We start from the raw sequence: 23195 nt of genomic DNA on the forward strand, positions 1-23195 counted from the left end.
AAGGTCATGAAAACAGCATTCGCGGGATTTCAGGGTGCGCGCAAAGCGTTCATTATGAGGTTATCATTTTTGGACGATTTTACAAAAGCAACAGAATGTCCAAAGTGTGGTGGAACTGAACTTATCATTGGTAAGCAAGTGGATTTGAAGTTATGGCACCAATTAAAAAGTGGTTGAGTTATAGAATAAAGAGCTTGGTATTTGACAAGCTCTTTTATTCGTTATTTATGACTGTGGAACTGTCACATAATCAATCTCGAATCCGAGGACTTTGAGCATTTCATGATCTTTTGTACTTTCTTGAGTAGATGTAGTCAAATAATCGCGGACAAAATGGAATTTACAGCGTATAACCCCAAGCGCTGAGGACTTCTAAGATGTACGGATGTCAACTTAATAGGTTTACATTATTTCGTTCAGAAAATTGTTTGAATTTTATAGAGAGATCGGCAATTGTAACCGATATATATAGTGTATCGAATGATTAAATCAAGAAGTGAATTTCAACAAGCGTGGAGTGATGCAGATGTTTCTTGACCTTTTAAATAATTTAGCAGTGACGAGTGCATTTCTATTTATAGCAGGTAAAGTCTTTCAAAATAGACCATTAATGGGGAATACATCTATATATATTAAAATGATCGTAGGACTTGGTGGGGGAGTGCTTGGTACTTTACTCATGTTAAACGCGATTCACCCGAATGATACGGTTATTGTAGATTTAAGACACTTAGCAATGGTCTTGGCAGCTGTTTTCGGTGGACCAATAGGAAGTATCATTGCTAGTATTGTCATCGGAACGATGAGGGTAGCTTTGTATGGCGTTAATACAGCTTCAATTGTCGCTGGTTCTGTAACGATCGTCATTGGAATCGTACTTGGTGCTCTTTCAATCATAAAGGTGAAAAGAATCATTTATCAGTACGTTGCATTAAATTTGATAAGTGTGCTTGCGTTTTCAGTAACTATTTATTACTTATTAAAAGACCCTGACCTTACTCATATGATCCTTATGTTCTTTGTTCCTTTTGCAATCATTGGGAATCTATTCACATATATATTGGCTGAATCTATTCAAAGTGCGAACAAGAATCATCGTTCAATCAAATATTATAAATTATTAGCAGAGAACTCTTCTGATTTAATTTCAACACATGATTTAGATGGTAGGTTTAAGTATGTATCTCCATCAAGCTCTATTATATTAGGATATAAACCTGAGGAACTAATTGGTAAAAATCCTTATGACTTCTATCATACAGAAGATTTGTTGAGGATTTCAGAGTCTCATAATACCGTGGTTGATACAGATCAAGGATTTGTTGTTGAATACCGGTTTAAAAGAAAAGATGGCAGTTATGTCTGGCTTGAAACGACATCTAAAAAACTGACAGGGTTAGGATTAGTTTCTGATGAGCTAATGTGTTCCTCAAGAGATGTCGATATTCGGAAGCAATTAGAAAGTGATTTAATCGAGAAAAATGATCGTTTGAAGCGTTTATCCAACTTGGATGGTTTAACTGAAATCTTCAACCGAAGATATTTTGATGCACAGCTTGAAGAGGAATGGAAGAAAGCGATTCAGAAAGGACAGCCTCTTTCATTAATTATGTTCGATATAGATTATTTTAAATTGTATAACGATACGTATGGTCATCAACAAGGTGATGAATGTATTAAAGCAATTGCCAATGTCGGCAACAAGGTTCTAAATAAACCAAATGATATGATTGCAAGGTATGGAGGAGAAGAGTTCGTTGTCATATTGCCAGGTACATGTGAAAAGGGTGCATTAAAGGTTGCAGAAGCGATTCGGAAGAGTGTCCAAGTATTAGCAATTCCACATGTTAATTCTAAAGTGAAGCCTACTGTGACAGTAAGTGTAGGGGTTGCAACGGTTGAACCAACACGAGAAATGAATCACTTACAACTCATCGTGGATACGGATGACGCTTTATATCAAGCGAAAAATTCAGGCAGAAACACCGTTCGATTTTATGAGGAAACAGAGCAAGTAAGGAGTCTTGTGAAGTAAACGTATAAAAGTGACCCAAAGGATCTTATCCTCTGGGTCACTTGTTTATTTTATTGCGTTATTTAATGATGATGCCATCCTTGTTATATAGAAACGGATTGTGAACCAAAAGATAAAGTAAATCATGATAAAAATAATAAAGCTACTTAATATTGTAATTGCTGAAAGGGTGATCCATCCTAAAAGGATCGCAATTGGATAGAAGAAGATGATGGACGCAGAAAAATGAATCAGAATTTGCATGAGGGGACTAAATGATTCATTCTCAAAGATCAATGATGCCATTCCCCAAAAAATCCCTAATGCGATGCTGCCTAGCATATGAACCCAAATTTCTGATGCTGATACATTAAGCTCATTAACCTTAATAATGGTTAACGCACAGAATGTTATGATACCGCTATAACTAATACCGATAAAACCTCTTCGAATCATTTCTTTAAACATACTGTTCAGCTCCCTTGTAATAATTTTTGTTTGATTTCTTGGACATATTTCCGTGATACATATTCCTTTTGACCAGAATGAAAGTAGACACATAAGTTTCCATTGAAGGCGACCTCAAATCGATTAATCTTCTCAAGGTTTCCAATGACAGATTTAGAGAATCTTGAGAATTGATAGCCTTCTAGCAATTTCTCAATCTCATATAATTTGTATTTCACCTCGAATGTAGAACCATTAATGGTCACAAATACTTTTCTATGTTGAGAATAAATGTAGTCGATTTCTTCAGGCTGTAAAACGATAGTTTGCTCATCTTTTTCTCCGAACAACTTTTGTGCTTGTGGACTTTTAATTTTATTTACAAGTGCGTCAATCTCATTTGACCATTGCTTTGCGTGGACTGTAATTGATAATCCTTGGTACTTTTCACTTATGTCGATATGTACATCCATTCTTCGTCACCTCAGTATTTGGTATCTATTAACAGTATTGCAGATTCCATTTTTTTCTGCTAGACATTATGTATAACATGTATCAATTCGTGTATAAGTGGTTCGTTAGGTAAAAAAAGAGGATGACACAAAGGGTGACATCCTACTGACTTTCTCACTCATTAATTGTATTTGTTGATTTCATTTCATAATCTCGACAATTGGTCGTCTAATCTCGACATTTCATCACATATTCTTGACATTTCCCGAGTCAATCTCGACATTTCCCAGATCAATCTCGACATTTCCCAGATTAATCTAGACATTTTAGTATAATTGTCCTACCAGAATTGTTTAATCAAAAAACTGACACAAGAAGGACCGAGTGTCCTTTGTGTCAGCTTCTTCAATTCCATTTATTCATTTCCGATAATTCTATTGAGTTCAGGCGATTTAGTAACCGTTCTGCATCGTTCTCGAAAATCGTTTGAGTCATATGCTGCTTTTGAACAAAGCCTTCTTCAAGCATATGTTCAAGTAAGTCGTTTAAAGGACCATAATAGTGATCAATGTTGAAGAGTCCCAGCGGTTTCAGGTGGTATCCAATTTGGTTCCATGTCATTACCTCGAACATTTCTTCCATCGTGCCGATCCCGCCGGGCAGCGCAATAAATGCTTCAGCTAATTGATACATCATCGCTTTACGTTCATGCATACTATCCACAATCTTTAGGTCAGTCAATTCTAAATGGTCGACATTATCATAAATTTTCTTCGTTATTATCCCGGTTGCTTTTCCGTTATTTTTCATGACGGAATGAGCTAGAGTACCCATTAACCCTGAATTGCCACCCCCATAGATTAATTCTATATGATGCTTAGCTAGCAACGCTCCAAGCTTTTTCGCTTCTTGTTTATATAAATTGCTTGTCCCGAAACTGGACCCACAAAATACACATATTGATGAAAATTTATACATCAATGCGTCCCCCTTTGCACTATATTCCTAATACTATATGACAATCATGCTGTAGATATGAAGAACAAGTGTAAACATTCCTAGTATGAATAGGTGTAACAAAAAATGTCGGCTTCTACAAAGAATAGCATTTTTATTAATCCCATTTGGTGAAAAATTTTGAGCCTTATCCGTATTTGAGATAGTATAGAGATGTGTAATCAATAGAAGAGAGGGATTAGTAAATGCAACTATTGGATGAAGTATTAAGTTTCAATGAATCATTTGTGCAAGAAAAGCAATACGAACCATACGTTACCTCGAAACTTCCTGACAAAAAGATGGTTATTGTATCGTGTATGGATACTCGACTTGTCGAGCTATTGCCCAAGGCTATGAACTTGAGTAATGGAGATTTTAAATCGGTGAAAAATGCAGGTGCGATTGTGTCAGACCGATTTGACAGTGTTATGCGAAGTATACTCGTTGCAGTGTATGAATTAAATGCGGATGAAGTATTCGTCATCGGTCACCACCAATGTGGTATGTCTAGTGTCGATCCTGAAAAAATGATTAGTAAGTTCAAGGACCGCGGCGTTTCCGAAGACACTGTCGACACACTTGAACATGCTGGTATTGACTTGAAAAACTGGCTCAAAGGATTCGATAGCGTAGAAAGTAGCGTCGAAAATAGCGTTGACGTAGTAAAGAACCATCCATTGTTACCAAAGGACACGCCTGTTCATGGTCTCGTTATTGCGCCAGATACGGGGAAACTTGACCTCATCGTCAACGGATATGAATAATAGTGAAAATGTGATCAATTGTTTACTGGCCAAACCTTATATTAAATGAGGTTTGGCCAGTTTTCTCTTTCATTACTCTACATAATCAAGAGGCATCGTTCACCTCAAACTAGGCTCATCCTTAATCATCGATCGGACAAAATGTAAAGAATCCCATTCTTTTTTTGATATATGTTTTAAAGGGGACTCTTGGGCATACATTTTGGCATCAATTTCTTCTAGTGTTAATCCTTGTTGATATAGACTGTTGATCTGTTCATGTGTGGAAATGAGATAATCTAATTTCTTTTCAAGCATTACCCGTCCATTAGGAACATAACCCGCGTGAGCACAGAACATTTCATCGAAATCGTATGTCAAGACGGTCCTGATCGAGTCCATAACGGTTGGTATTGATTCTTGCCACATAGAGATCTTGGGTTTTGGTGTAACGAACAAATCTCCAGAAAACAGTCTCCCTGTCTCTTTGTTATAAAAGACAAGATGATCTCTTGAATGACCAGGGGTATGGATGGCTTCCCATGAGAAGTTATCTGATTGAACGCTCGTTCGAATAGGCTTAGCATGAAACCCGTCTCTAGATCCCCAGAATTCATGTCGATAATCTGGGTATTGTCCGTCACGTGCACATATGTCCAGTGACATTGGGTGTATGTAGATTTCTGGATGCATATGATCTTGTAGCCATCTAACATTACCCGTATGGTCTTCATGGAAATGAGTCAGGGCAACGGTATTGATCTTCTTTGTTTTAAAATAAGGGATGATGCTTTCTTCGCAGCTCTTTGGTCCTGCATCCACTAACATACCATCAACAAAATAAAGATAATAATGCAAATACATATGCCCAGCAGAGCATTTCACATGTAAACTTTCTACATCTCCAAACTTTGTGATATCCATATTCATTAGACCTACTTTCGTAAAATGGTGCATTCATCAATCTTCCATATAAAATAAAGTTTTCCTGCAACATTTCATTAAACTCTATATTCGTATTGATAAATGCTGTACATTGCACTAATATCATCAATGGATATTGATTTTGAACTGATAGAAAAAAATCTAAGAGCTTTACTTAAAAACCCCTTTACAAGCCTTGTGAGTGAGGGGTAATATTAGGTTCATCTAAAATAATAAATTGATTTACAAACGCTGAATTTGAAAAAGCGGGGGACCCACATATTTTGTGATGTAAGATCACTAGGGGTGAATCCTTATTTAGTAGTGAAAGGTAGGGCGACACTTTACGCCCGAATCCGACAGCTAACCTCGTAAGCGTATAGGGCTGTGATGAATTGTGATCAATTCTACTAATTGACCATGGGATTCTCTCTGTGGTTTTTTGTGTGCTCAAAAATAAATCATAGTAATTGTAAATAGAGCCAAAATATATGGTAACAGCTAGGAAGGGAAATGGATTATGGCCACTAGACTGAAACAAATCGGATTAATAGGACTTGGGAATTTCGGCGGGAGTTTATGCAAGGAGTTTGCGGAATTGAATACTGAAATCCTTGCGATTGATCGGAATGAGGATAGAGTTGATGCCTATTCGTCTTTAGCAACCCATTCTGTCGTAGCCGATTCAACAGATGAAGGTGTATTGAAATCGCTAGGAGTACGTAATTTCGATTTGGTTATCGTTTCATTAGGTGATGATATTCAGTCAAGCATACTCACAACACTCGTATTAAAAGAAATAGGAGTGAAAACAGTATGGGCAAAGGCCCAATCCAAATATCACCGGATGGTGCTTGAGAAAATAGGGGCGGACCGGATCATCCATCCTGAAAGAGATATCGCAAAAAGGCTCGCACATCATGTTGTATCTGAAAAGATTATTGATTACATTGAGTTATCTCCTGACCATAGCATTGTTGAGCTAATTGCAACGCCAAAAGTCAATCAAAAAACACTCGGTCATTTAAATATTCGAGCAAAATATGGTTGCAATATCGTAGGAATCAAAAAAGGCGTTGAGATTATCGTTTCTCCATCAGCCGATGTCATTTTATCCGAAGGGGATACAATGATTATTATCGGGACAAATGATGACTTAAAACGTTTTGAAGATCGTGGGTTGTAAACACAACGCACGATTGCTCTAATCTAAAGTCCGTTGATTGACTTCGTACGCTGTCCGTATGCCTGATTGAATGGCTCCTTCGATCCAGCCGTGGAATGATGATGTGTGCTCACCGGCGTAATGAATCCGTTCTTCAGGCTGTTTAATCACCTCTCCGAATTCAGAGTACTGATAAGGCTTAAATAATGTGAAACAGCCACCAGAGAATGGATTCTGAGACCAGCTGAATGACGCGCCATTCTGAAAGCTGTCATAAACGATTGGTCCATGAACCTCTGCCAATTGCCGTAGTGACTGAAAAATTCTTAACTCTTCAGGTAACGAATCCCACAAAGCTGCGTTATCTTCCCAACTATAGCTACCTAACATGACCCCTGGACCAGGCATTCCGATATTGTGACTCGGATAATAGGCAAACTGTAACGGAAGGTCAGTTGTTAAACTTCCTCCAAAAAGCTTCTCTCGCTCCCAAAACTTCTCGTTAAATTCCAGTCCGATCTTTGTTGAAGGTACATAATGTAAAGATTGAATGGCTGACCGTTTTTGAAAAGATACAGAATTGTATGGTTGAATCTTAATGAATTGAAATACTGAAAATGGTATCGTTGTAATCACATAATCTCCAATGATTTCATGCTTTCTTCCTGTTTCAAGATTCATCGTCGATATACGAGTACAATCCTCTTCCTGATTGATCTCCATTACTTGATGGTTAAAAAGGACATTTGAATTAAGTTCTCTCATAAAGGCCCACGGGAGAAGGTCGTTCCCACCGGTTATTTCGTAATAAATGAGGTCCTCACTAAACAGATTGGTAACAATGTCTGTGATAATATCTACGAACGAAAGCTCCGGAAATCCTTCGATTCCAAGTAATACTTGAATCATTCTAATGGTTGCTGTATCGACTGATTTTCCAAAAGGATTATTTTTCAGAAATGTACCGAACGAATATTGGTCGTATTTCTTCTTAATCTTGATCTTTTCCTCAGGTGTAGCGTTGTTATATAAGTCGATGAATGGCTTTACGGCGTCAAGGAACACATTAAGAGCAGTGATCTCTTCATATTTCTTGGCAACAGGGTATTTTAATATCGCTGGATTTTGATCATATAAATAACGTCGCGTTTTAATGCCATTCACATAGATGATATCGTACGGGGTTGAGTTGATAAATTCGTTTACTGGTAATTTAAATTGTTTAATATATGCAAGAACAAGTTTGTGCGAATTCGGTATACGCATTGCACCTGCATCCAAATAATTTCCTTTGGAAAATGGTTCACGCATTGTATAAACTCTACCACCAACACGATTGTTACCTTCTAAAATCGTTACGTGATGACCTGCCTCTTTCAATAAAGATCCAGCAACAAGACCGGCCATTCCAGCCCCCAAAATGATAACACGCTTTGGTTTGCCACCGACCTGTAAACCTTCATTGATTATCGAAAGCATATCGTCTGGGTATGCTGGAGTATCATACATTGCATCTTTTTGGTCTCTTCTCATCCGATCCAACCCCTTCACCTTTTCATTTTATTAAGGCTGAAAGAGGAATATCCCAAATGAATGGTAAATGGAAAATCTTCAACAGGAAATATTGAAAACATATTTTTTGTGGTTTAGGACAGGCTTGATTTTGCCATCCTAATGTTTAAAGAGACAAAGTTGTGACGAATTTGAAAGGGGAATGGGTATGACTCCAGAGAAGGCGATCGGTTTAATGCTCCAGTTTGGAATGTACACAATTGGGATTATCACTGTCACGATTTTGATTATGAACGCACTTAACTGAATATGGGATTTTTGTTGGCAGTTCTTCTGAGGAGGACTGCTTCTTTTTTTCTCTAATAAATGACACTTCCGATGCAAAAAAGTCGATAAACAGGAAACGCTTGTCGTAAAATAGCAATCATTCGTTAGAGGACATAACTCATGTGAGGCGAAAGTATTAAGTATACATGTACAGCTTGAGGAGGGGATGTATGGGTGTATTCTTGAATTTCAGTTCCTTCTTTTTAATGGTGATTAGCTTAGCCTTGTTTCTTGGAAAAGTTTTTTTTGAACAACGCCTCCCACAGGAATTGAGTTACCCTGTACTTTTTGGCTTGGTCCTACTGACATTTGTGCTTGGTATGATAGGCACGGTTGGGGTGGAAAATTGGAAATCCGCTGCACGAACAATCTCTACAGTACTTGTAACAGGGCTTCTATCGATTATGTTAATATTCATTGTATTTATTGGGACATTGTTTGGCTGAACGAAAACACAAGTAAAGAGTGTATCAAAAGACAAAGCGCTTTTGGAGCACTCTTTTTTCTGAAAAAAATACAACTGACTCTAGAACGTCTTCTAAAGTCAGTTAATCATCCTTTAATTAGATTGTTGATCACAATAGATGTGTATGGCATCTCTTAAGAATTGGGCTAATCCAGGTTTCATTTTATTAATGTTTTTTGTAAATCTTTCATCCTCCACGTAGAGATCACCGAGACCTCTAAATATTTCAATTGTACAATCATAATAATAATTGGTAATATGCTGTCTCCACTCACCAACTGCTTTTTGAACCTCTTGGTCGTTTGGGCTATGATCCATTCGGTCAGCGATTCGCTGATAAATGTCTTTACTTTCATTTTGTATCCTAGCCCAGTCTTCCTTCGTATATTTTGAAGTTCTTTGCTGAGTATATTCTACGATATCTGTTCCATACATTTTCTTCGCCTCTTCAGAATACTTCCTTTCGTGTTCTTCAATTTCTTTCATGTCGAAGCCATTGAACATGTCTTTTTCCTTCATTTTAGTACCTCCTTCGATCGATTGAATGGTCCTATCGACTGTTCGGATCATTTCCTCCATACGCTTCTTCTTCTCGGATAAAAGCTTTTTGTGGGTGTATAAAGCTTGCTTCCGGTCAAAGTCGGGTCTATCCAATATCTCCTGAATTTTGTCTAATTGAAATCCAATTTCTTTGAAGAAAAGTATTTGCTGTAGACGCTCGAGGTTTCGATTTGTATAAAGTCGATACCCGGCCGGGGTTATACTTTCAGGTTTTAATAAGTTGATTTGATCATAATAATGGAGTGTTCTTACACTCACTCCAACCATTTCAGATACTTCCTTTACTTTATACATTCGAATCACCTCGATTTAATCGTAAAGTATTACGTAACGTGAGAGTCAACAACTTTTTTATTATGGATCATGTTTAAGAAAAATAAAGGCATTTTACAATTTATGTAGAAAAAGATTAAAGTCAAACTTTGTCAATTTTTGCATGGAGTGGTTGAATGAAGATGCAAATATGGAATGATCACGTCATCCTGTGGTATCATTCTTGTTCTAGTGTATAACCATTTAATTCAAGCACCAGAAGATAAAGTGAAAGATTTTGCATACAAATTACAGAAAGAAGTCAAAGAGGTGTTAGGTTTTGTATCGTTTTTTCTGCAAATATGGTTTGTGGATCCTTTTTATCGTCGTTGGTTCAGGGGTCATTTCGAACTTTTTCTACTATAGACCCTATTCAAAGACTGATATTGTTGCGTTAATCTTTGGTGTCATTGGTTTAGCTGGATTATTGTATTTGGCTATTCATCAAAATAATAGAAATAAAGCTTGATAGACGGGGTGTTAGGTGTGGAGCAGTTCATTGTCAATGTTGAAGGAGCAGTCCATAAAGATGGGCACTGGTTAATTATTAAAAGAAGTGAAAAGGAAGAGCATGCAGGTGGATTGCTATCCTTAGTTGGTGGAAAGGTTGAACGCGAAGGAAATATGCGTGACATCCTCGAAAGAACGGTTAAAAGAGAAGTACTAGAAGAAGTAGGGATTTACGTAAAGAATCGAATGACTTATGTACATAGTACATCCTTTGTTGTTGATGAGAAATACCATGTGGTGGATATTGTTTTCTTATGTGAACACGAGAGTGGAGTCGTTTATGCAAAGAGTGAGGATGAGGTTGATGGCGTTTGGTGGATGACCTTTGAAGAAGTAGCTATTCATCCAGATGCACCTGATTACTTAATAGAATCCTTGAGGAGAGCAGAAGAAACCCTTCGAGAGGATGTGAAGACTAAGCTATGAATCCAGCCTATAAAGGTGTGAAATTTCGCTACTTAATATTATGGACTTTATTAACAATTGCAGCGTTAGCGTTTGGTGGGTTGATTTACATATTTCAGAATAATGGTGAAGGAATCATGCCGATTGTTATTTTCAGTCAATTTGCATTATACGGTGTTGCGTTCCTTTGGTTAAAACGCGCATACCGGAAAAATCAGATTGATATGAAATCATTGTTTCAACCGATCCGAAAGTCAGATCACCTTGTTAGGAAAACGTTTTTCACACTCTTTCATCTAACGTTTTCATTAGCTGCGGTATCCTATTTGTTTTATCTATTCTCCTTTATTGTGCCGGATTATTTGTTGAATCTCTTAGAAGATAATGATTCAACCAATGCCTTCGTTAATTCAACTAAAGTTTCTTCGTTCTTTTTGATTGTTCTCGTTGCACCTGTAGTCGAGGAACTGTTATTTAGAGCGACGTTACTTCAGAAATTACGCGTTAAGTATGGAAATGTAGCAGGAATCTTGATTTCATCAGCGCTCTTCAGTTTGATTCATATGAATAGCGGAATGATTGGACATTTCACAATTGGTATTTTCCTAAGTATCTTTTACCTCAAAACAAAGAACATCTGGGTACCGATCATCTGTCACGCGTTAAATAATTTGGTTGCCTTTCTTACACTTACAACAAGTCCAAGTGGAAGCGAAAGCACAAATATTACGGAAACGATTACGGAACTACAAATGGTAGGTCCTTATATCGGGATCTATGCATTGGTATGTTTAATCTTTATGGGCTGGATAGCTGTAAAAATGATCAAAGATATAAATCAAACGACTAAGTTGGATGAAGAGCAAAGTATGAATCAATCTTTCTGAAGGAAGTGAGAAAATGAACAATCCAAATGAATTTGCTCAATTTTTAGAAGAATATTTTTCAGGTTGGAAAAGTTGTTCATTAGATTCAATCAAAAGTCACATGACTATGGACTTCCAAGCGCGAGAGGTTAGGGAAGTTAAAGGTGAAGTACTGATTCAAGATTATGGATATGAAGAATCGATTGAAGGTTGGTCTCAAGCATTTCGTTCATTTGAGGGAATGGAAGTTGAATGGAAAATCGTCGAAGGATATCAAATACCTCTTAGAGAAAATGAAATGCTCGTCACCTTTTGGGTCGGACTTTCACTTGATGGAAAGCAACTAGAAACTGCACACTTTTTTACAGATACTATTAAACGGATTGCTGGCAAATGGAAGCTGTGTAGAAGTTATATCGAAGCCGGTATTCCAGTTTCAGCTATACCATCAGAAACAAGTCTTAAATAAGAGATGAGGGATGGCGTTGTTATTTAGAGGAGAGAAAGTTCGCTTAAGAAAAATGACTGGCGATGATGTAAAGGACTTCCATCGATGGCAAAATGACATGGATATTGCTCCATTAATTAATCCATTCATTGATCTTCAATCGATAGAAGATGTGCAAGAAACATTTAAAGGAATGCTATCTGCGGAACATCGCAAGAATTATATCATTGAGCACATTGAAGATAACATAGCGATTGGCTACATGGGATTGTTTAACATTAATCACTATCAAAAAAATGCAGAGTGTTATATTGCACTCTGTGAGAATCAGTATAGGGGTATGGGTCTTGGTTCAGAGTCGATGAAATTGTTGATGGACTATGTCTTTTCTGAATTGAACCTACACCGACTTTCTCTAAGAGTTTTCGCAGATAATAATCACGCAATTCGCATGTATAAAAACCTGGGATTCAGTCAAGAAGGTAGACTGAGAGAGATGAGATACCGTAAGGGGAATTGGCAGGATTCCTTAATTATGAGTATTTTACAAAGAGAATATGAGTAAGAATAGAAGGCCGCTGAAATGAACTCAGTGGTCTTTTATTTTTTGTGAATACTAAACCGTAATGTCAATATATTGAAAAATGCAAATAATTTCAAATTATTAAACATTTTATTACCAGTATATGGTACTATTGTCTTATCTAAGAGAAAGGAGGGGTGATGTAGGCACCTAAGACCTTCAAACAATATCATTTTGGGGGAGATTTTATGGCTAGATTGAAAAAGGCGGAGTATTTGATTAATGGAGAGACGATGGTCATTTTACCACATTACAATGAACATGGGCATTTGTTTTCTTTAGTCATGGAATGGGGTAGGGAATTGCTTGTTTCTGAAAAACCGATGGAGATTATCAAAAATAATTGTTTGTTTCATGGATCGAGTTATCAAGGTCGAGTGGAGGGTGCAGCTCATCTTACGAAATATAATCGTATGGTACCCATTATGATTTGCAATCGTTCCAGTATCTATTTCTTTCCTACTCACTCTCCGAAAACAGAATCGTGTATTTGGATTGCACATGGACATGTGAAAGAAATCGTACCATCGGATGCTGACAGCTGTCAGGTCATTTTAAGTAACCATAGAGCAATACCTATTAAGGTTAGTCGCGCTGCGATGGAGATTAAAGTAAACCGCACTGCACAATTCAGGCATCTCATGAGTGTTCAGGACATGCAATCAGACCGATCAAACCGCACAGAACAATTTTCGCAGCTTGAACAATCAGTCATTATGGAGTCAACAGGTGCTTATTCGTTTTCACAAAACACCTCTCACTTTTAGATTGAATGCATATGGATAGAGTTACATAACTAGAGGTGTAGGGAGAAAAACAACCAAGGACAGCTACAGAAGGGGTAGCTGTCTTTTTTTCTTTACGGTAACACAATTCTCATCCAACCTTTAAATGAGTTTAATATTTATTGATTATGCTTTTAACAAGCCAATTTTTTGAAGAGGAAGGTGTATATTGAAATGCTGAAATATTCTTTACAGGAGTGGGAAATGCACGGTGTTGTTCTTTATGGTAAAGAGAAGCGTAATTGGTATTTCCAATGCCCGAACTGTCAACATAATCAATCAGTACATGACCTCTTGCAAGAGGGATATCCTCCAGATTTGGCCTATTCATTTTGTAAGAGTTGTCACTATGAGGCGAAGAGAGGGACCTTCGGAAAAGGAAAAGTCGTTGAAGTGAACCGAGATAACAATATGGAAATATTTGATTTTGCATAATAAATGTCACTTCAGCAAAAAAAGAGCTGACCCAACAAGTAGGCCAACTCACCTTCAATCAATTCAATTAGTTTACACCTACAGAAGTAAAGGCATCCTTAACAGATTGTACTTCTGCACTTGAAGCGCCGTATAAATCCGTTGCAGCTTGAATAGTACCTGCTCGAGCTTGGCTAAAGTTAGTTGATGCTGTGTAGTAAGTCGTTAACGCACGATAGAAAATATCGCCCATTTTATCTTTACCAACACCTGAAACATTTACTCCGTAATGCGTGCCACCTTCACTTAGTAGATAAGCAGCTTTGTTAATAATCCCTGAATTCGTATGGACTCCACCGTTATCAGCCGTACCTGTATAACGATCTGAATAGTGATCTGGATCTCCACTTGTCGTAGGATCTGCCATAGAGCGTAAAGCATCTCCACTAATACCAGGTGTGTAAATATCTTCACCCATCAACCAATCTGGATCATTGTTTGCATGGAATTCTACAAGTGTACCGAAAACATCAGACATTGCTTCGTTCAATGCACCGGATTCATTTTGATAGATCAAGTCAGCTGTAGAATCTGTAACTGCATGTGTAAGTTCATGTCCAATTACATCAAGTGATCCTGAAAGGTATGTGAACGTAGAGCCATCTCCATCACCATAAACCATTTGAGACCCTGTCCACCCAGCGTTATTGTAGTCCCTTCCGTAATGTACAGTCGATACGAGCTTTGCACCATTATTATCATAACTATCCCTGTTAAATACATCTTTATAGTAGTCGTATGTTACGCCAGCATAGTAATGAGCATCTACTGCTGCCTTATCATATTCTTGATTAAATTGATTGTCGGCATCTGTCCAAAAGCTTCCTGGTATTATTTGACGATTTTTCCCGTCATAGGTTTCAATACCTTGACCTCTTGTTGTGTCATATAAATAATAGTCCCCGCCAGATAGGAAAGTGGTTAAGGATTTAGTATCTCCGAGTACGCCTGTCCCAGTACCAGTTGTTACTTCACCAGAAGTTGGAGGTCCAGAACCCGGCTTTGCATTATGAAACTCATTGATTTTCGAAAGAATTGTGCCATTATGTGCGTCAATGACATAACTCCAATTCCCAGGCTTAGGGTTAATGAAGTTAAGCTTGACTTCATACGCATATGTAGCTTCGCCATTATCTGCGAAAATCACTTCTTTAGAAGATGGAGTCAATTCATATTCAGGGGTAAAACCTAAATCCCCTTGTGCAATTTTCATCGCTTGATTACTTGAGAGTGCCTTTCCTTTTTGCAATCCTTGCTTTTGATCAAGATCAGGAACGACAGACCCTGAAATGGCTGTTAGAATTCCATCTTTGGATATGACGGCAGATTGCGTAGACCCATAGACTGGAATGCCTTTATATTGTTGGTGAAGTCGTAGTACCGTAAATCCTAAATGATCGACTTCTTCAGAAGTAATCTTAAAGTTTTTGTTCGCTTGACTTGAAAACTTGTAAGTCATTTTGTTTTCATTCAAGTAATTCATAAGCGTTTCTTTTGCCTTTTCCTTCGTACCTACTGCTAGTTTCCCAGATATAAAATTCGGTGTACCGAACTCTTTGTTTTTCTTAATGAGTAAGTCTTCGTCTTGTGCAAATCCTAGATTTGAGAAACTACTTCCAACTAATCCTAAAGATAATCCTAAAGCTACAAATCCTTTTTTCAAAATGAAACCTCCCCAATAAATTTAACTAGAGTCGTCAAAACTCAAGTAGACATAGCTTAACTCATTTTTAGAATAGTTTGAATACTAAAACAATTAAACGCCACTCGATACCTAGTTATTCGATAAAAAAGAGTCGTTAAATAGGAAATAAGGCGGGATTAAGAGGGAGGTTAATACGAAGGATGTAGAATAATCTCAGTACAGATCGAATTCAATGTCATAAAAAATAGGAGTGACCTCGATTCGCTCAAGGTCACTCCATATTCAATATGGTAATTAAATTAGATAGCCCAGTTTCCGTCTTTAAAGAGTTGTACTTTTTCCCCTTCTTGCGTTTCTGCAACGATGTCTAGATCGGCAGAACCGATCATGAAGTCCGTGTGTCCTCGACTTTGGTTTACGCCAATTTCCTCAAGCTCTTCTTTCTGAAGGTGGCCAACCTCTTTTACAGACATTGTAATAGATGTTCCGATTGCCAAGTGACAGGCTGCATTTTCATCATATAATGTATTGTTGAAGATAATTCCTGAGTTTGAAATAGGTGAGTCATAAGGTACGAGTGCCACTTCACCTAAATACTTCATTCCATCATCAATATTCAACAATTGCTCAAGTGTTTCGTATCCTTTTTCAGCTGAAAAATCGACAACTTTTCCATCTTTAAACGTTAAACTGAAGTTATCAATTAAATTACCCATTGCTGAGAGTGGCTTTTTACTAGCAACCGTACCATTGACACCATTTTTGAGTGGTGTTGTAAATACCTCTTCTGTTGGAAGATTCGGTATGTAGGATGTGTCGATTGTTGAATTATGTCCGCCACCGATCCATAGGTGATCTGGGTGAAGATCGATACTTAAATCTGTACCTTCAGATTTATAGTGGAGCGTTTTAAATTGCTTTTCGTTTAAGTAATTCACTTTTTCAGTCAATGTATTCGTATGTTCTTCCCAAGCTGCAACGGGATCTTCTTGGTCAATTCGCACGGTTTTGAAGATTGCTTCCCATAGAGCGTCAATGGCTTCTTGTTCACTCAATTCAGGGAACACGCTCTTAGCCCAGCCAGAAGTAGGAACCCCAGCAATCGCCCAGTGCATATCACCGTTTAATTGTGCTTTAGAAAATGCTTGAAGCTTTTCTCCTTTATCCTTTTGGACCCACATTAAACGCTCAGGAGCAACACCGCTAAACGCATTAGGGTCATCTCCCGTGATATTCAGCATCGCATCGTTATGTTCTGCTAAACTATTTAACTTGTCAACGTCCCAAGGTTGAAGATTATCTTTCAACGTTTCCTCAGATGCACCTTCTAAATGTAAACGTGAGGTTGCACTATCATTCCAGTTGACAAACACGTGCTTACATCCGTTATCGTACGCATGCTTAGTCACCTTACGTGTGAAGTCTTTCGCTTCAATTGGAGAAAGGATCAGCAAACGTTGTCCTTCCTGGATATTCAATCCGATTTTTACAACTAGTTCAGCATATTGATCTAACTTTTGTTCAAATGTTTTCATCATAACCCCTCCTAAGGAAAATATTATCATAGATTAGAGTAAGGTGTTAGAATTGCCTCCCTTAAATTTTAGGATTATCCAAAATATAACAACATTTAATGATATAATGTGTTTCGGAATATAAAAAATAAAGTGGGTCAAGGTGTGGTGGAATGCGTGTTCTCTTAAAAATGACGATGATGATTTTGATTCTATTTATAGTTGGTTGTTCTCAGCAAACCAAGACAAAGTCTATGAAGGAGTATATCGTAGTTGAAGAGGTCGAAAGTATGTCTATGGATGTGTTGGATCGCTCTAGTGGGAAGTCAGATGATGACGAAACAATCGATGTATTCTATCAGTTAATAAAGAATGTACAACTGAAAAACGCCACTAAGGAAGAATCGTTAGAAATGCATAAAGCGTCATATGATGCGGATCAACAATCGATCCAAGGTTGGATTAATCCAGGAAAGGATACGAACGTTTCAACATTTAGTATATTTAAAGATGGCAGGCTTAGCTTTATTAAATTTGAAGATGGTATCGGAAAACATCAATTAAAGATCAGTGAACCTTCACCCGAATTATACAATAAGCTCCTATCTTATTACGATCAATACATAGAAGACGACAGTAAGGACATTCAAGTGTTGGATATACTCGAGAATGGTGATGGAGAAGATAGAGAGATTACTATAGAAGGTAATTTTATTAGGTCGTCTGAGGATTTGGTTCCAGTAGACGAAAGGGAAGATGAAAAATGATATACAAATCAGGGCTACCGCTATTTTTTGTGATGTTCATATACCCTTTATTAATGGTTGGGACCAAGGTGTTTAATCTATCCTTCTGGACCTCTGCAGGAATCATCATATTATTCTTTACGATTTTAAAAATCCAATGTCATATTTTCAATGATTCGCTCATGTACGAAGTACTTCTTTGGAAGGTTCCGATTTATCGAAAACGTGTAAGTCCAGCTCAAATCATCGAAATCGTTTTTAAAAGAACGGGATGGGCGAGAAGAAGTGCGGTCGTCCGTGTTAGTAAGGGACTTAATATTCGTTTAGTAGAATTTGAACCGGCACACATTTGTACAGATTTAGAATCATTTGCTATTCAGCACAAGATTAGAATGGAGAAAACGAAAGACTATCAGCTTCTAGAAAAGTATTATTAAAGGGGCTGTCTGATCAGTCCCTAAAATTAAACAATACCAAGCAAAAAACGGTAGCCACATCAAACATTGTTGATGATTTCGAAGAAATCAATTTCTTTATTTAACAACGGGGCTGTCATAAGGTCAGTTTTCACTGACTTTCTGGAGAGCCCCGTTTTTGAAACGATTACTTATTTGATTCGTATGTATTTATAGAAACTGAAAAAACGGGGTGGAAGGATGGCAGGTTATACAATATACAATGAAGAGCAGTTCTTTAAAACATTCCAAACTAGGCGTAACCGAAATGAGAGTCCTAACAATGCAATAGAAGGGCCTGCGCTCTGGATGTTAATAGATGAAGTGAAAAATAAACATATCTTAGATCTGGGATGCGGAGATGGTCAATTTGGACTTGACCTCTTAAGCAAAGGAGCAGCAAGCTATCACGGTTTAGATGGTTCAGAAAGAATGATTAATGAAGCAACAAGCCATTTAAAAGGTAAGCAAGCCAGTTTAGATGTCTGTGATTTAACAGACTTGAAGTTACAAGAACATCAATATGATATTGTCGTATCAAGACTTGTTTTTCATTACTTACCCGATCTAGGGCATCTCTTTAATACCGTGTCCCAATCGTTAAAGAGTGGGGGACAGTTCGTGTTCAGTGTGCAGCATCCCGTCGTTACAGCTTCAATGAAAAGTGCAAAGGGGAGCCAACGAACGGACTGGATCGTGGATGATTATTTCCAACAAGGTAAAAGAGTGGAACCTTGGATGAATCAACAAGTGACAAAATATCACCGGACAACAGAGCAATATGTTCAGGAACTGTTGCAAATTGGATTTAAATTAGAAGGTCTTAAAGAAGGAGAGCCTCATTCAAATCAGTTCAGCACAATGGAGGAATATGAAAGAAGAAAGAGGATCCCTCTAGTATTGATCTTGTCTGCTAGAAAACATTAGAGGGAGGTAGTATGTGTGGTGTATGAGCTCATCTTTTTACTAATTGGAGAAGCCTTTAATGATCACCTTACGAGAACACTTTATCCGGGAGATCGAATTTGCAATCAAGTAACGAGTGCCAGTCATCTTTGAATCGGGGCGCAACAGCTTCTAAAAAGTTTTTCTGACACTGTAGGTCTTTCTTACTTATATTCTTCCGATTTTCCACGTGGTATGCTGAGTGTGTTCCATGCATCGTTTTTGACCATCTTACCTATATAAATCATCTGCCCTATATGTGAAGCGTAATGCATAAGTTGTCGTTGAAGTGCGCTAATGACTGCCATAGGTTTGTTTCTTATGAAAACAGTTTTTCCTAAATCCTTCTCACTTAAGTGAGATAAGGCTTGGAAAAGACACTTCCACCCATCTTCCCAGCAGTCCAAAATTTGATTACGAGTTGACAAATCATCAATAAATTCCTGATCTCTAAACCGATCGGGCTTTTCCCCATCTGTACTGAGGAAGTTTGTCCATCTTGACCTCATATTGCCGCTCATGTGTTTGATTAATATTGTGATACTATTGGATTCGGTATTAGGAACCCAATGTAGCTCCTCAGTACTGAGTTGATTGAATACTTGCTCAGCTTGGTTCTTCAACGTTTGGAAATTTCTTAGAATTTCTTCTAGGTATATTGATGACATCGTTTAGCCTCCATCGTAGAATGGTTAGTATACATATATACATTTCCGAATGATAGAAGTAATTCCTTTAATATTATAATTTAATTGAAACGAAAAATTTAATGAAGGTAATCTGTATTGAATAACGAAGTAGTTAGACGCAATAGTAAGAAAGAAGGGGTAAGGATGTCAAAAAATATAAAAGAGAAAAATAATGTGAATAAGCTAGCAGAGTTATTACTTGGAAACAAAGAAAAAATTGCAAGTGAAATTGTCGAACTTAGAATGAAGGATATAACGACCGATAATGACTTCTTCACTGAAGAGTCATTAAAAGAACGAGCACTGGATATGATCACCTTGATTGGTGATAATCTCAATTGTGATGTTCATTCAGATATTGAAGAAGTCGTCAAATGGGGTTCTGACAAAGGGAAACAAGCAGTTGTAGTAGAAGCACCACTTTCGGAAGCATTGAGGAATACGCCTTATTACCGGAAAGTGTTATGGACTTACATTGCTGAACTTTCAAAAGACGAAGATTTCTCCAAGGATGAAATCATTCAAATCGCTAATCGACTTGACCCGATATTGGATCAGGCTGTTTATGGATACAGTAAAAGTTATGTAGAGTACAATATTGAAATTGCTATGAGATACCAAGATGCACTATTGGAATTATCCGTACCTGTTGTTCCGCTATTTGAGGGAATTGCAGTTCTTCCAATCATCGGAGACATCGATACGAATCGAGCTCAGCATATTACAGACAAAACGATAGAGCGTTGTGAGGAATTGAAGTTAGAACGCATCATCATTGACCTTTCAGGAGTAAACATCGTTGATACGATGGTTGCCCAACATTTATTTCAACTTGTAAAAACATTGCGTCTCCTCGGTGTGAAATCGGCCATTACTGGCATTCGCTCAGCAGTTGCCATTACTGCTGTTAATTTAGGTATTGAACTAAATGATTTAAATATATTTACGACATTACAACAAGCTTTAGAGGCTTTAGGTTATAAAAGAGTGAACGAAGAAACCATTCACTAAAGAAAGTGGGGTCAAATGAGAAAGTACATCAATTGGGAAATTGTTGTATTGCTCTTGGCTTTACAATGGTTAATCAATCCATTTGGTTTTGATTTGAATGACTTGTTTATGGAACGTGTCTTTCTAATTGTTTTCTTTGCTTTACGACTCGTTATTGTAGTTTTTAAAATTACGTTCTCGACGAGGGTTTTCTGGATGTTTACATTAACTTTTGGCTTTATTGGAACAGTTTTTACGTTAAACCTATTTTTCACCGGAAAGGAACAGATTGCTTCAATTTTTGCAAGCCTAGTGATCCCACTACTTATTGATGATTATAAGAAATGGTTTGGCAAATCTTCTGAAGCCGAACAAACTACTAGCTATTGAAGGTAGTCGCCTGTGTAATCTTGACCTAAGGTTACATGGCCGATGCCTTCTTCTGCTAGTTTCTTTTGTAATTGATCAATGATGTATAAAGTGACCATCTCGCATAAATTTTCTTGCGATAACTCATTCAGTTGATCGAAGATATCCTCCTTAGTTTTGGCCTCTAGGACGCCATAAATTATCGGATAAATATCTTCCTCATCTGCTGAAAAATGGTCCTTGTACGTATCGTATAATTCATCCACTAATTTCATCTATCCACTCACCTCAAGTGTAATGTTCCCATGTCATTTAATCCTCATACGTTTTGAAATATGATCTAATATTTTATAAAATATAGGTATAATATCAAGCAAAGCATTCATAATAAAAAATGTGCTGTTGAAGATTGGGCTATAGCCAAGCGGTAAGGCAACGGACTTTGACTCCGTCATGCGTTGGTTCGAATCCAGCTAGCCCAGCCATACATATTAAACACTCTACTCAGAGTGTTTTTTTTATTGGAGGAAGGGAAATTTAAGCATATTGTTGGAACGATCGATAGAGTGCTGATAACATAATAAACACTAATAAAAGGATATAAACTATAAAAAAGGAAGAGGGATATTGAATGACAACACAATTACTTACTAAAGGTTTCCTAGGACATTTATCTCTAAAGAACCGATATATCGTTGCACCAATGACACGTGTAAGTGCGGAGCCGAATGGAGTGCCGAATCAACAAATGAAGGAGTACTATGAGCGTTATGCAAAAGGTGGATTCGGGACCATTATTACAGAAGGTGTTTATTTGGATGAGACCTATAGCCAAGGTTATCTCAAACAACCTGGACTTGCGAACAAAAAACATACAGATGCTTGGAAACCCATTGTTGAAAGCGTGCACGTTCATGACACAAAAATGATTGCTCAATTAATGCATGCTGGTGGGCAAGCACAAGGAAATGCTTATAAAGATGAAACGATTGCACCGTCTGCGGTTGCTCCAAAAGGAGAACAGCTTCCTTTCTATGGTGGTTCTGGACCTTTCGATACGCCAAATGAAATTTCAGCAGACCAAATTAACGAAGTGAAACAGGCGTTTGCCAAAGCAGCAAGAAATGCGAAAGATGCTGGTTTTGATGGTGTTGAGATCCATGGTGCAAATGGATATCTACTAGATCAATTCTTAACAGATTATTTGAACAAACGAGATGATCAATATGGAGGATCACTCGAAAAACGATTGCAATTCACGCTCGAAGTGATTGATGAAGTCCGTCAATCTGTAGGTGACGACTACTTAGTCGGTATTCGCATATCCCAAGGTAAAGTTGCCGACCAAGCGCACAAATGGCCGAACGGAGAAAAAGATGCAGAATATATCTTCAGTCAACTAGGAAATACCTCTTTAGATTACATTCATGTTACTGACAGAGATGCAACGGAAGCAAGTTTTGGTGAAGGAACCAAAACGCTAGCTGGTGCTGCAAAAACGTTTAGTAATCTACCGACAATTGCAAATGGTGGATTAGTGGATCAACAAAAAGCTGAAGCGTTAATTGTAAACGGAGAAGCAGACTTTGTTAGTGTTGGAACCGGAGCATTGGCGAATCCTGACTTACCAAATCGCGTGGAAAAAGGGATTGAGCTAAACGAATTCAACGCAAAAGCCATTCTAATGCCACGAGCAGAAATTAAAGAACATGAGTTAAAAGCAGAAGTAATACAAAATTAAAATAATCAACCCTTTAAAACTGAAAAATAACATTTGACATGTCCTGTGGAAATGCCACAGGACATGTTCTTTTTATGAAGAGGTCCATGCTGACCCTCAAATGAGGT

General features: G+C 37.6%; 29 protein-coding genes, 1 tRNA gene and 1 riboswitch. Of the genes, 20 read left to right on the forward strand and 10 right to left on the reverse strand.

Going from position 1 to position 23195, the window contains the following annotated elements; translation table 11 throughout:
* Positions 1-6: 6 nt before the first annotated feature.
* Entirely contained in the window at positions 7-177 is a 171-nt protein-coding gene (locus L2716_RS02925; RefSeq protein WP_236331625.1) for a hypothetical protein, read from the forward strand.
* 349 nt (positions 178-526) lie between these two features.
* The gene (locus L2716_RS02935; RefSeq protein ID WP_236331626.1) at positions 527-2035 is read left to right on the forward strand and encodes a sensor domain-containing diguanylate cyclase; all 1509 of its coding nucleotides are present in this window, start codon (positions 527-529) and stop codon (positions 2033-2035) included.
* A gap of 45 nt (positions 2036-2080) precedes the next feature.
* On the opposite strand, the gene L2716_RS02940 is transcribed toward L2716_RS02935, so the two are convergent.
* The 3 genes from L2716_RS02940 to L2716_RS02950 form a co-directional block, all read right to left on the reverse strand.
* Complete coding sequence (locus L2716_RS02940) at positions 2081-2482, reverse strand: DUF3021 family protein (protein ID WP_236331628.1); 402 nt, start codon at positions 2480-2482, stop codon at positions 2081-2083.
* 5 nt (positions 2483-2487) lie between these two features.
* Positions 2488-2934: a LytTR family DNA-binding domain-containing protein gene (locus L2716_RS02945; protein WP_236331630.1), complete on the reverse strand. Its 447-nt coding sequence runs from the start codon at positions 2932-2934 to the stop codon at positions 2488-2490.
* Positions 2935-3319: 385 nt separating this feature from the next.
* Positions 3320-3892 (reverse strand): LOG family protein, encoded by a 573-nt coding sequence (locus L2716_RS02950; protein WP_236331632.1) that lies wholly within the window; start codon positions 3890-3892, stop codon positions 3320-3322.
* 224 nt (positions 3893-4116) lie between these two features.
* Here L2716_RS02950 and L2716_RS02955 point away from each other — a divergent pair, with 224 nt between their 5' ends.
* On the forward strand, positions 4117-4677 hold the full coding sequence (locus L2716_RS02955; protein WP_236331634.1) for a beta-class carbonic anhydrase: 561 nt from the start codon (positions 4117-4119) through the stop codon (positions 4675-4677).
* Between the two features lie 99 nt (positions 4678-4776).
* Here L2716_RS02955 and L2716_RS02960 read toward each other — a convergent pair whose 3' ends face one another.
* Entirely contained in the window at positions 4777-5580 is an 804-nt protein-coding gene (locus tag L2716_RS02960) for an MBL fold metallo-hydrolase (RefSeq protein ID WP_236331635.1), read from the reverse strand.
* Positions 5581-5820: 240 nt separating this feature from the next.
* Positions 5821-5973: riboswitch (cyclic di-AMP (ydaO/yuaA leader) on the forward strand.
* Positions 5974-6100: 127 nt separating this feature from the next.
* Here L2716_RS02960 and L2716_RS02965 point away from each other — a divergent pair.
* A complete protein-coding gene (locus tag L2716_RS02965; RefSeq protein WP_236331637.1) occupies positions 6101-6766 on the forward strand; it encodes a potassium channel family protein in 666 nt (221 codons plus the stop codon).
* Between the two features lie 18 nt (positions 6767-6784).
* Here the strand turns inward: L2716_RS02965 and L2716_RS02970 are convergent, their stop codons facing one another.
* On the reverse strand, positions 6785-8278 hold the full coding sequence (locus L2716_RS02970) for a flavin monoamine oxidase family protein (protein WP_236331638.1): 1494 nt from the start codon (positions 8276-8278) through the stop codon (positions 6785-6787).
* A 187-nt stretch (positions 8279-8465) separates the two neighbouring features.
* On the opposite strand from L2716_RS02970, the gene L2716_RS02975 reads away from it, so the two are divergent.
* The gene (locus tag L2716_RS02975) at positions 8466-8564 is read left to right on the forward strand and encodes a putative holin-like toxin (protein WP_236331640.1); all 99 of its coding nucleotides are present in this window, start codon (positions 8466-8468) and stop codon (positions 8562-8564) included.
* A 190-nt stretch (positions 8565-8754) separates the two neighbouring features.
* The gene (locus L2716_RS02980) at positions 8755-9030 is read left to right on the forward strand and encodes a hypothetical protein (RefSeq protein ID WP_236331642.1); all 276 of its coding nucleotides are present in this window, start codon (positions 8755-8757) and stop codon (positions 9028-9030) included.
* Positions 9031-9143: 113 nt separating this feature from the next.
* Here L2716_RS02980 and L2716_RS02985 read toward each other — a convergent pair whose 3' ends face one another.
* Complete coding sequence (locus tag L2716_RS02985) at positions 9144-9905, reverse strand: MerR family transcriptional regulator (protein WP_236331644.1); 762 nt, start codon at positions 9903-9905, stop codon at positions 9144-9146.
* A gap of 298 nt (positions 9906-10203) precedes the next feature.
* On the opposite strand from L2716_RS02985, the gene L2716_RS02990 reads away from it, so the two are divergent.
* The 7 genes from L2716_RS02990 (at position 10204) to L2716_RS03020 (ending at position 13955) form a co-directional block, all read left to right on the forward strand.
* Entirely contained in the window at positions 10204-10392 is a 189-nt protein-coding gene (locus L2716_RS02990) for a hypothetical protein (protein ID WP_236331646.1), read from the forward strand.
* A 17-nt stretch (positions 10393-10409) separates the two neighbouring features.
* Positions 10410-10859, forward strand: coding sequence for an NUDIX domain-containing protein (locus L2716_RS02995; RefSeq protein WP_236331648.1), 450 nt, complete (start codon positions 10410-10412; stop codon positions 10857-10859).
* Complete coding sequence (locus tag L2716_RS03000; protein WP_236331650.1) at positions 10856-11725, forward strand: CPBP family intramembrane glutamic endopeptidase; 870 nt, start codon at positions 10856-10858, stop codon at positions 11723-11725. The genes L2716_RS02995 and L2716_RS03000 overlap by 4 nt, the downstream gene beginning before the upstream one ends.
* A 13-nt stretch (positions 11726-11738) precedes the next feature.
* Entirely contained in the window at positions 11739-12173 is a 435-nt protein-coding gene (locus L2716_RS03005; RefSeq protein WP_236331652.1) for a flavoprotein, read from the forward strand.
* A 10-nt stretch (positions 12174-12183) separates the two neighbouring features.
* A complete protein-coding gene (locus L2716_RS03010) occupies positions 12184-12717 on the forward strand; it encodes a GNAT family N-acetyltransferase (protein ID WP_236331653.1) in 534 nt (177 codons plus the stop codon).
* A gap of 206 nt (positions 12718-12923) precedes the next feature.
* Positions 12924-13502 carry a competence protein ComK gene (locus L2716_RS03015; RefSeq protein ID WP_236331654.1) on the forward strand — a complete coding sequence of 193 codons (579 nt, stop codon included), beginning with the start codon at positions 12924-12926 and terminating at the stop codon, positions 13500-13502.
* A gap of 192 nt (positions 13503-13694) precedes the next feature.
* Positions 13695-13955 (forward strand): VVA0879 family protein, encoded by a 261-nt coding sequence (locus L2716_RS03020; RefSeq protein WP_236331655.1) that lies wholly within the window; start codon positions 13695-13697, stop codon positions 13953-13955.
* Between the two features lie 67 nt (positions 13956-14022).
* Here L2716_RS03020 and L2716_RS03025 read toward each other — a convergent pair whose 3' ends face one another.
* Both L2716_RS03025 and L2716_RS03030 read right to left on the reverse strand, forming a co-directional pair.
* Positions 14023-15657 carry a M4 family metallopeptidase gene (locus tag L2716_RS03025; RefSeq protein ID WP_236331656.1) on the reverse strand — a complete coding sequence of 545 codons (1635 nt, stop codon included), beginning with the start codon at positions 15655-15657 and terminating at the stop codon, positions 14023-14025.
* A 281-nt stretch (positions 15658-15938) separates the two neighbouring features.
* Positions 15939-17174: an aminopeptidase gene (locus L2716_RS03030; RefSeq protein WP_236331657.1), complete on the reverse strand. Its 1236-nt coding sequence runs from the start codon at positions 17172-17174 to the stop codon at positions 15939-15941.
* A gap of 152 nt (positions 17175-17326) precedes the next feature.
* On the opposite strand from L2716_RS03030, the gene L2716_RS03035 reads away from it, so the two are divergent.
* The 3 genes from L2716_RS03035 to L2716_RS03045 all read left to right on the forward strand — a co-directional run bounded on the left by L2716_RS03035 (position 17327) and on the right by L2716_RS03045 (position 19281).
* Complete coding sequence (locus tag L2716_RS03035; RefSeq protein WP_236331658.1) at positions 17327-17920, forward strand: hypothetical protein; 594 nt, start codon at positions 17327-17329, stop codon at positions 17918-17920.
* Positions 17917-18336: a hypothetical protein gene (locus tag L2716_RS03040; RefSeq protein WP_236331659.1), complete on the forward strand. Its 420-nt coding sequence runs from the start codon at positions 17917-17919 to the stop codon at positions 18334-18336. Before L2716_RS03035 ends, L2716_RS03040 begins: the two co-directional genes overlap by 4 nt.
* Before the next feature lie 219 nt (positions 18337-18555).
* Entirely contained in the window at positions 18556-19281 is a 726-nt protein-coding gene (locus L2716_RS03045) for a class I SAM-dependent methyltransferase (protein WP_236331660.1), read from the forward strand.
* 182 nt (positions 19282-19463) lie between these two features.
* Here the strand turns inward: L2716_RS03045 and L2716_RS03050 are convergent, their stop codons facing one another.
* Positions 19464-19967: a DUF1572 family protein gene (locus tag L2716_RS03050; RefSeq protein ID WP_236331661.1), complete on the reverse strand. Its 504-nt coding sequence runs from the start codon at positions 19965-19967 to the stop codon at positions 19464-19466.
* Between the two features lie 195 nt (positions 19968-20162).
* Between L2716_RS03050 and L2716_RS18385 the strand changes: the two genes are divergently transcribed.
* Positions 20163-20999 (forward strand): STAS domain-containing protein, encoded by an 837-nt coding sequence (locus L2716_RS18385; protein ID WP_236331662.1) that lies wholly within the window; start codon positions 20163-20165, stop codon positions 20997-20999.
* 15 nt (positions 21000-21014) lie between these two features.
* Entirely contained in the window at positions 21015-21368 is a 354-nt protein-coding gene (locus L2716_RS03060; RefSeq protein ID WP_236331663.1) for a hypothetical protein, read from the forward strand.
* Here the strand turns inward: L2716_RS03060 and L2716_RS03065 are convergent.
* Entirely contained in the window at positions 21362-21622 is a 261-nt protein-coding gene (locus L2716_RS03065; protein ID WP_236331665.1) for a DUF6154 family protein, read from the reverse strand. The two genes, L2716_RS03060 and L2716_RS03065, sit on opposite strands and share 7 nt — an antisense overlap.
* Before the next feature lie 135 nt (positions 21623-21757).
* Here L2716_RS03065 and L2716_RS03070 point away from each other — a divergent pair.
* Positions 21758-21832 (forward strand) — tRNA-Gln (locus L2716_RS03070).
* 146 nt (positions 21833-21978) lie between these two features.
* On the forward strand, positions 21979-23088 hold the full coding sequence (locus L2716_RS03075) for an NADH:flavin oxidoreductase (protein ID WP_236331666.1): 1110 nt from the start codon (positions 21979-21981) through the stop codon (positions 23086-23088).
* Positions 23089-23195 lie beyond the last annotated feature (107 nt).

The organism is Pseudalkalibacillus berkeleyi, from assembly GCF_021608225.1.
GTDB classification, from domain to species: Bacteria; Bacillota; Bacilli; order Bacillales; family Fictibacillaceae; genus Pseudalkalibacillus; species Pseudalkalibacillus berkeleyi.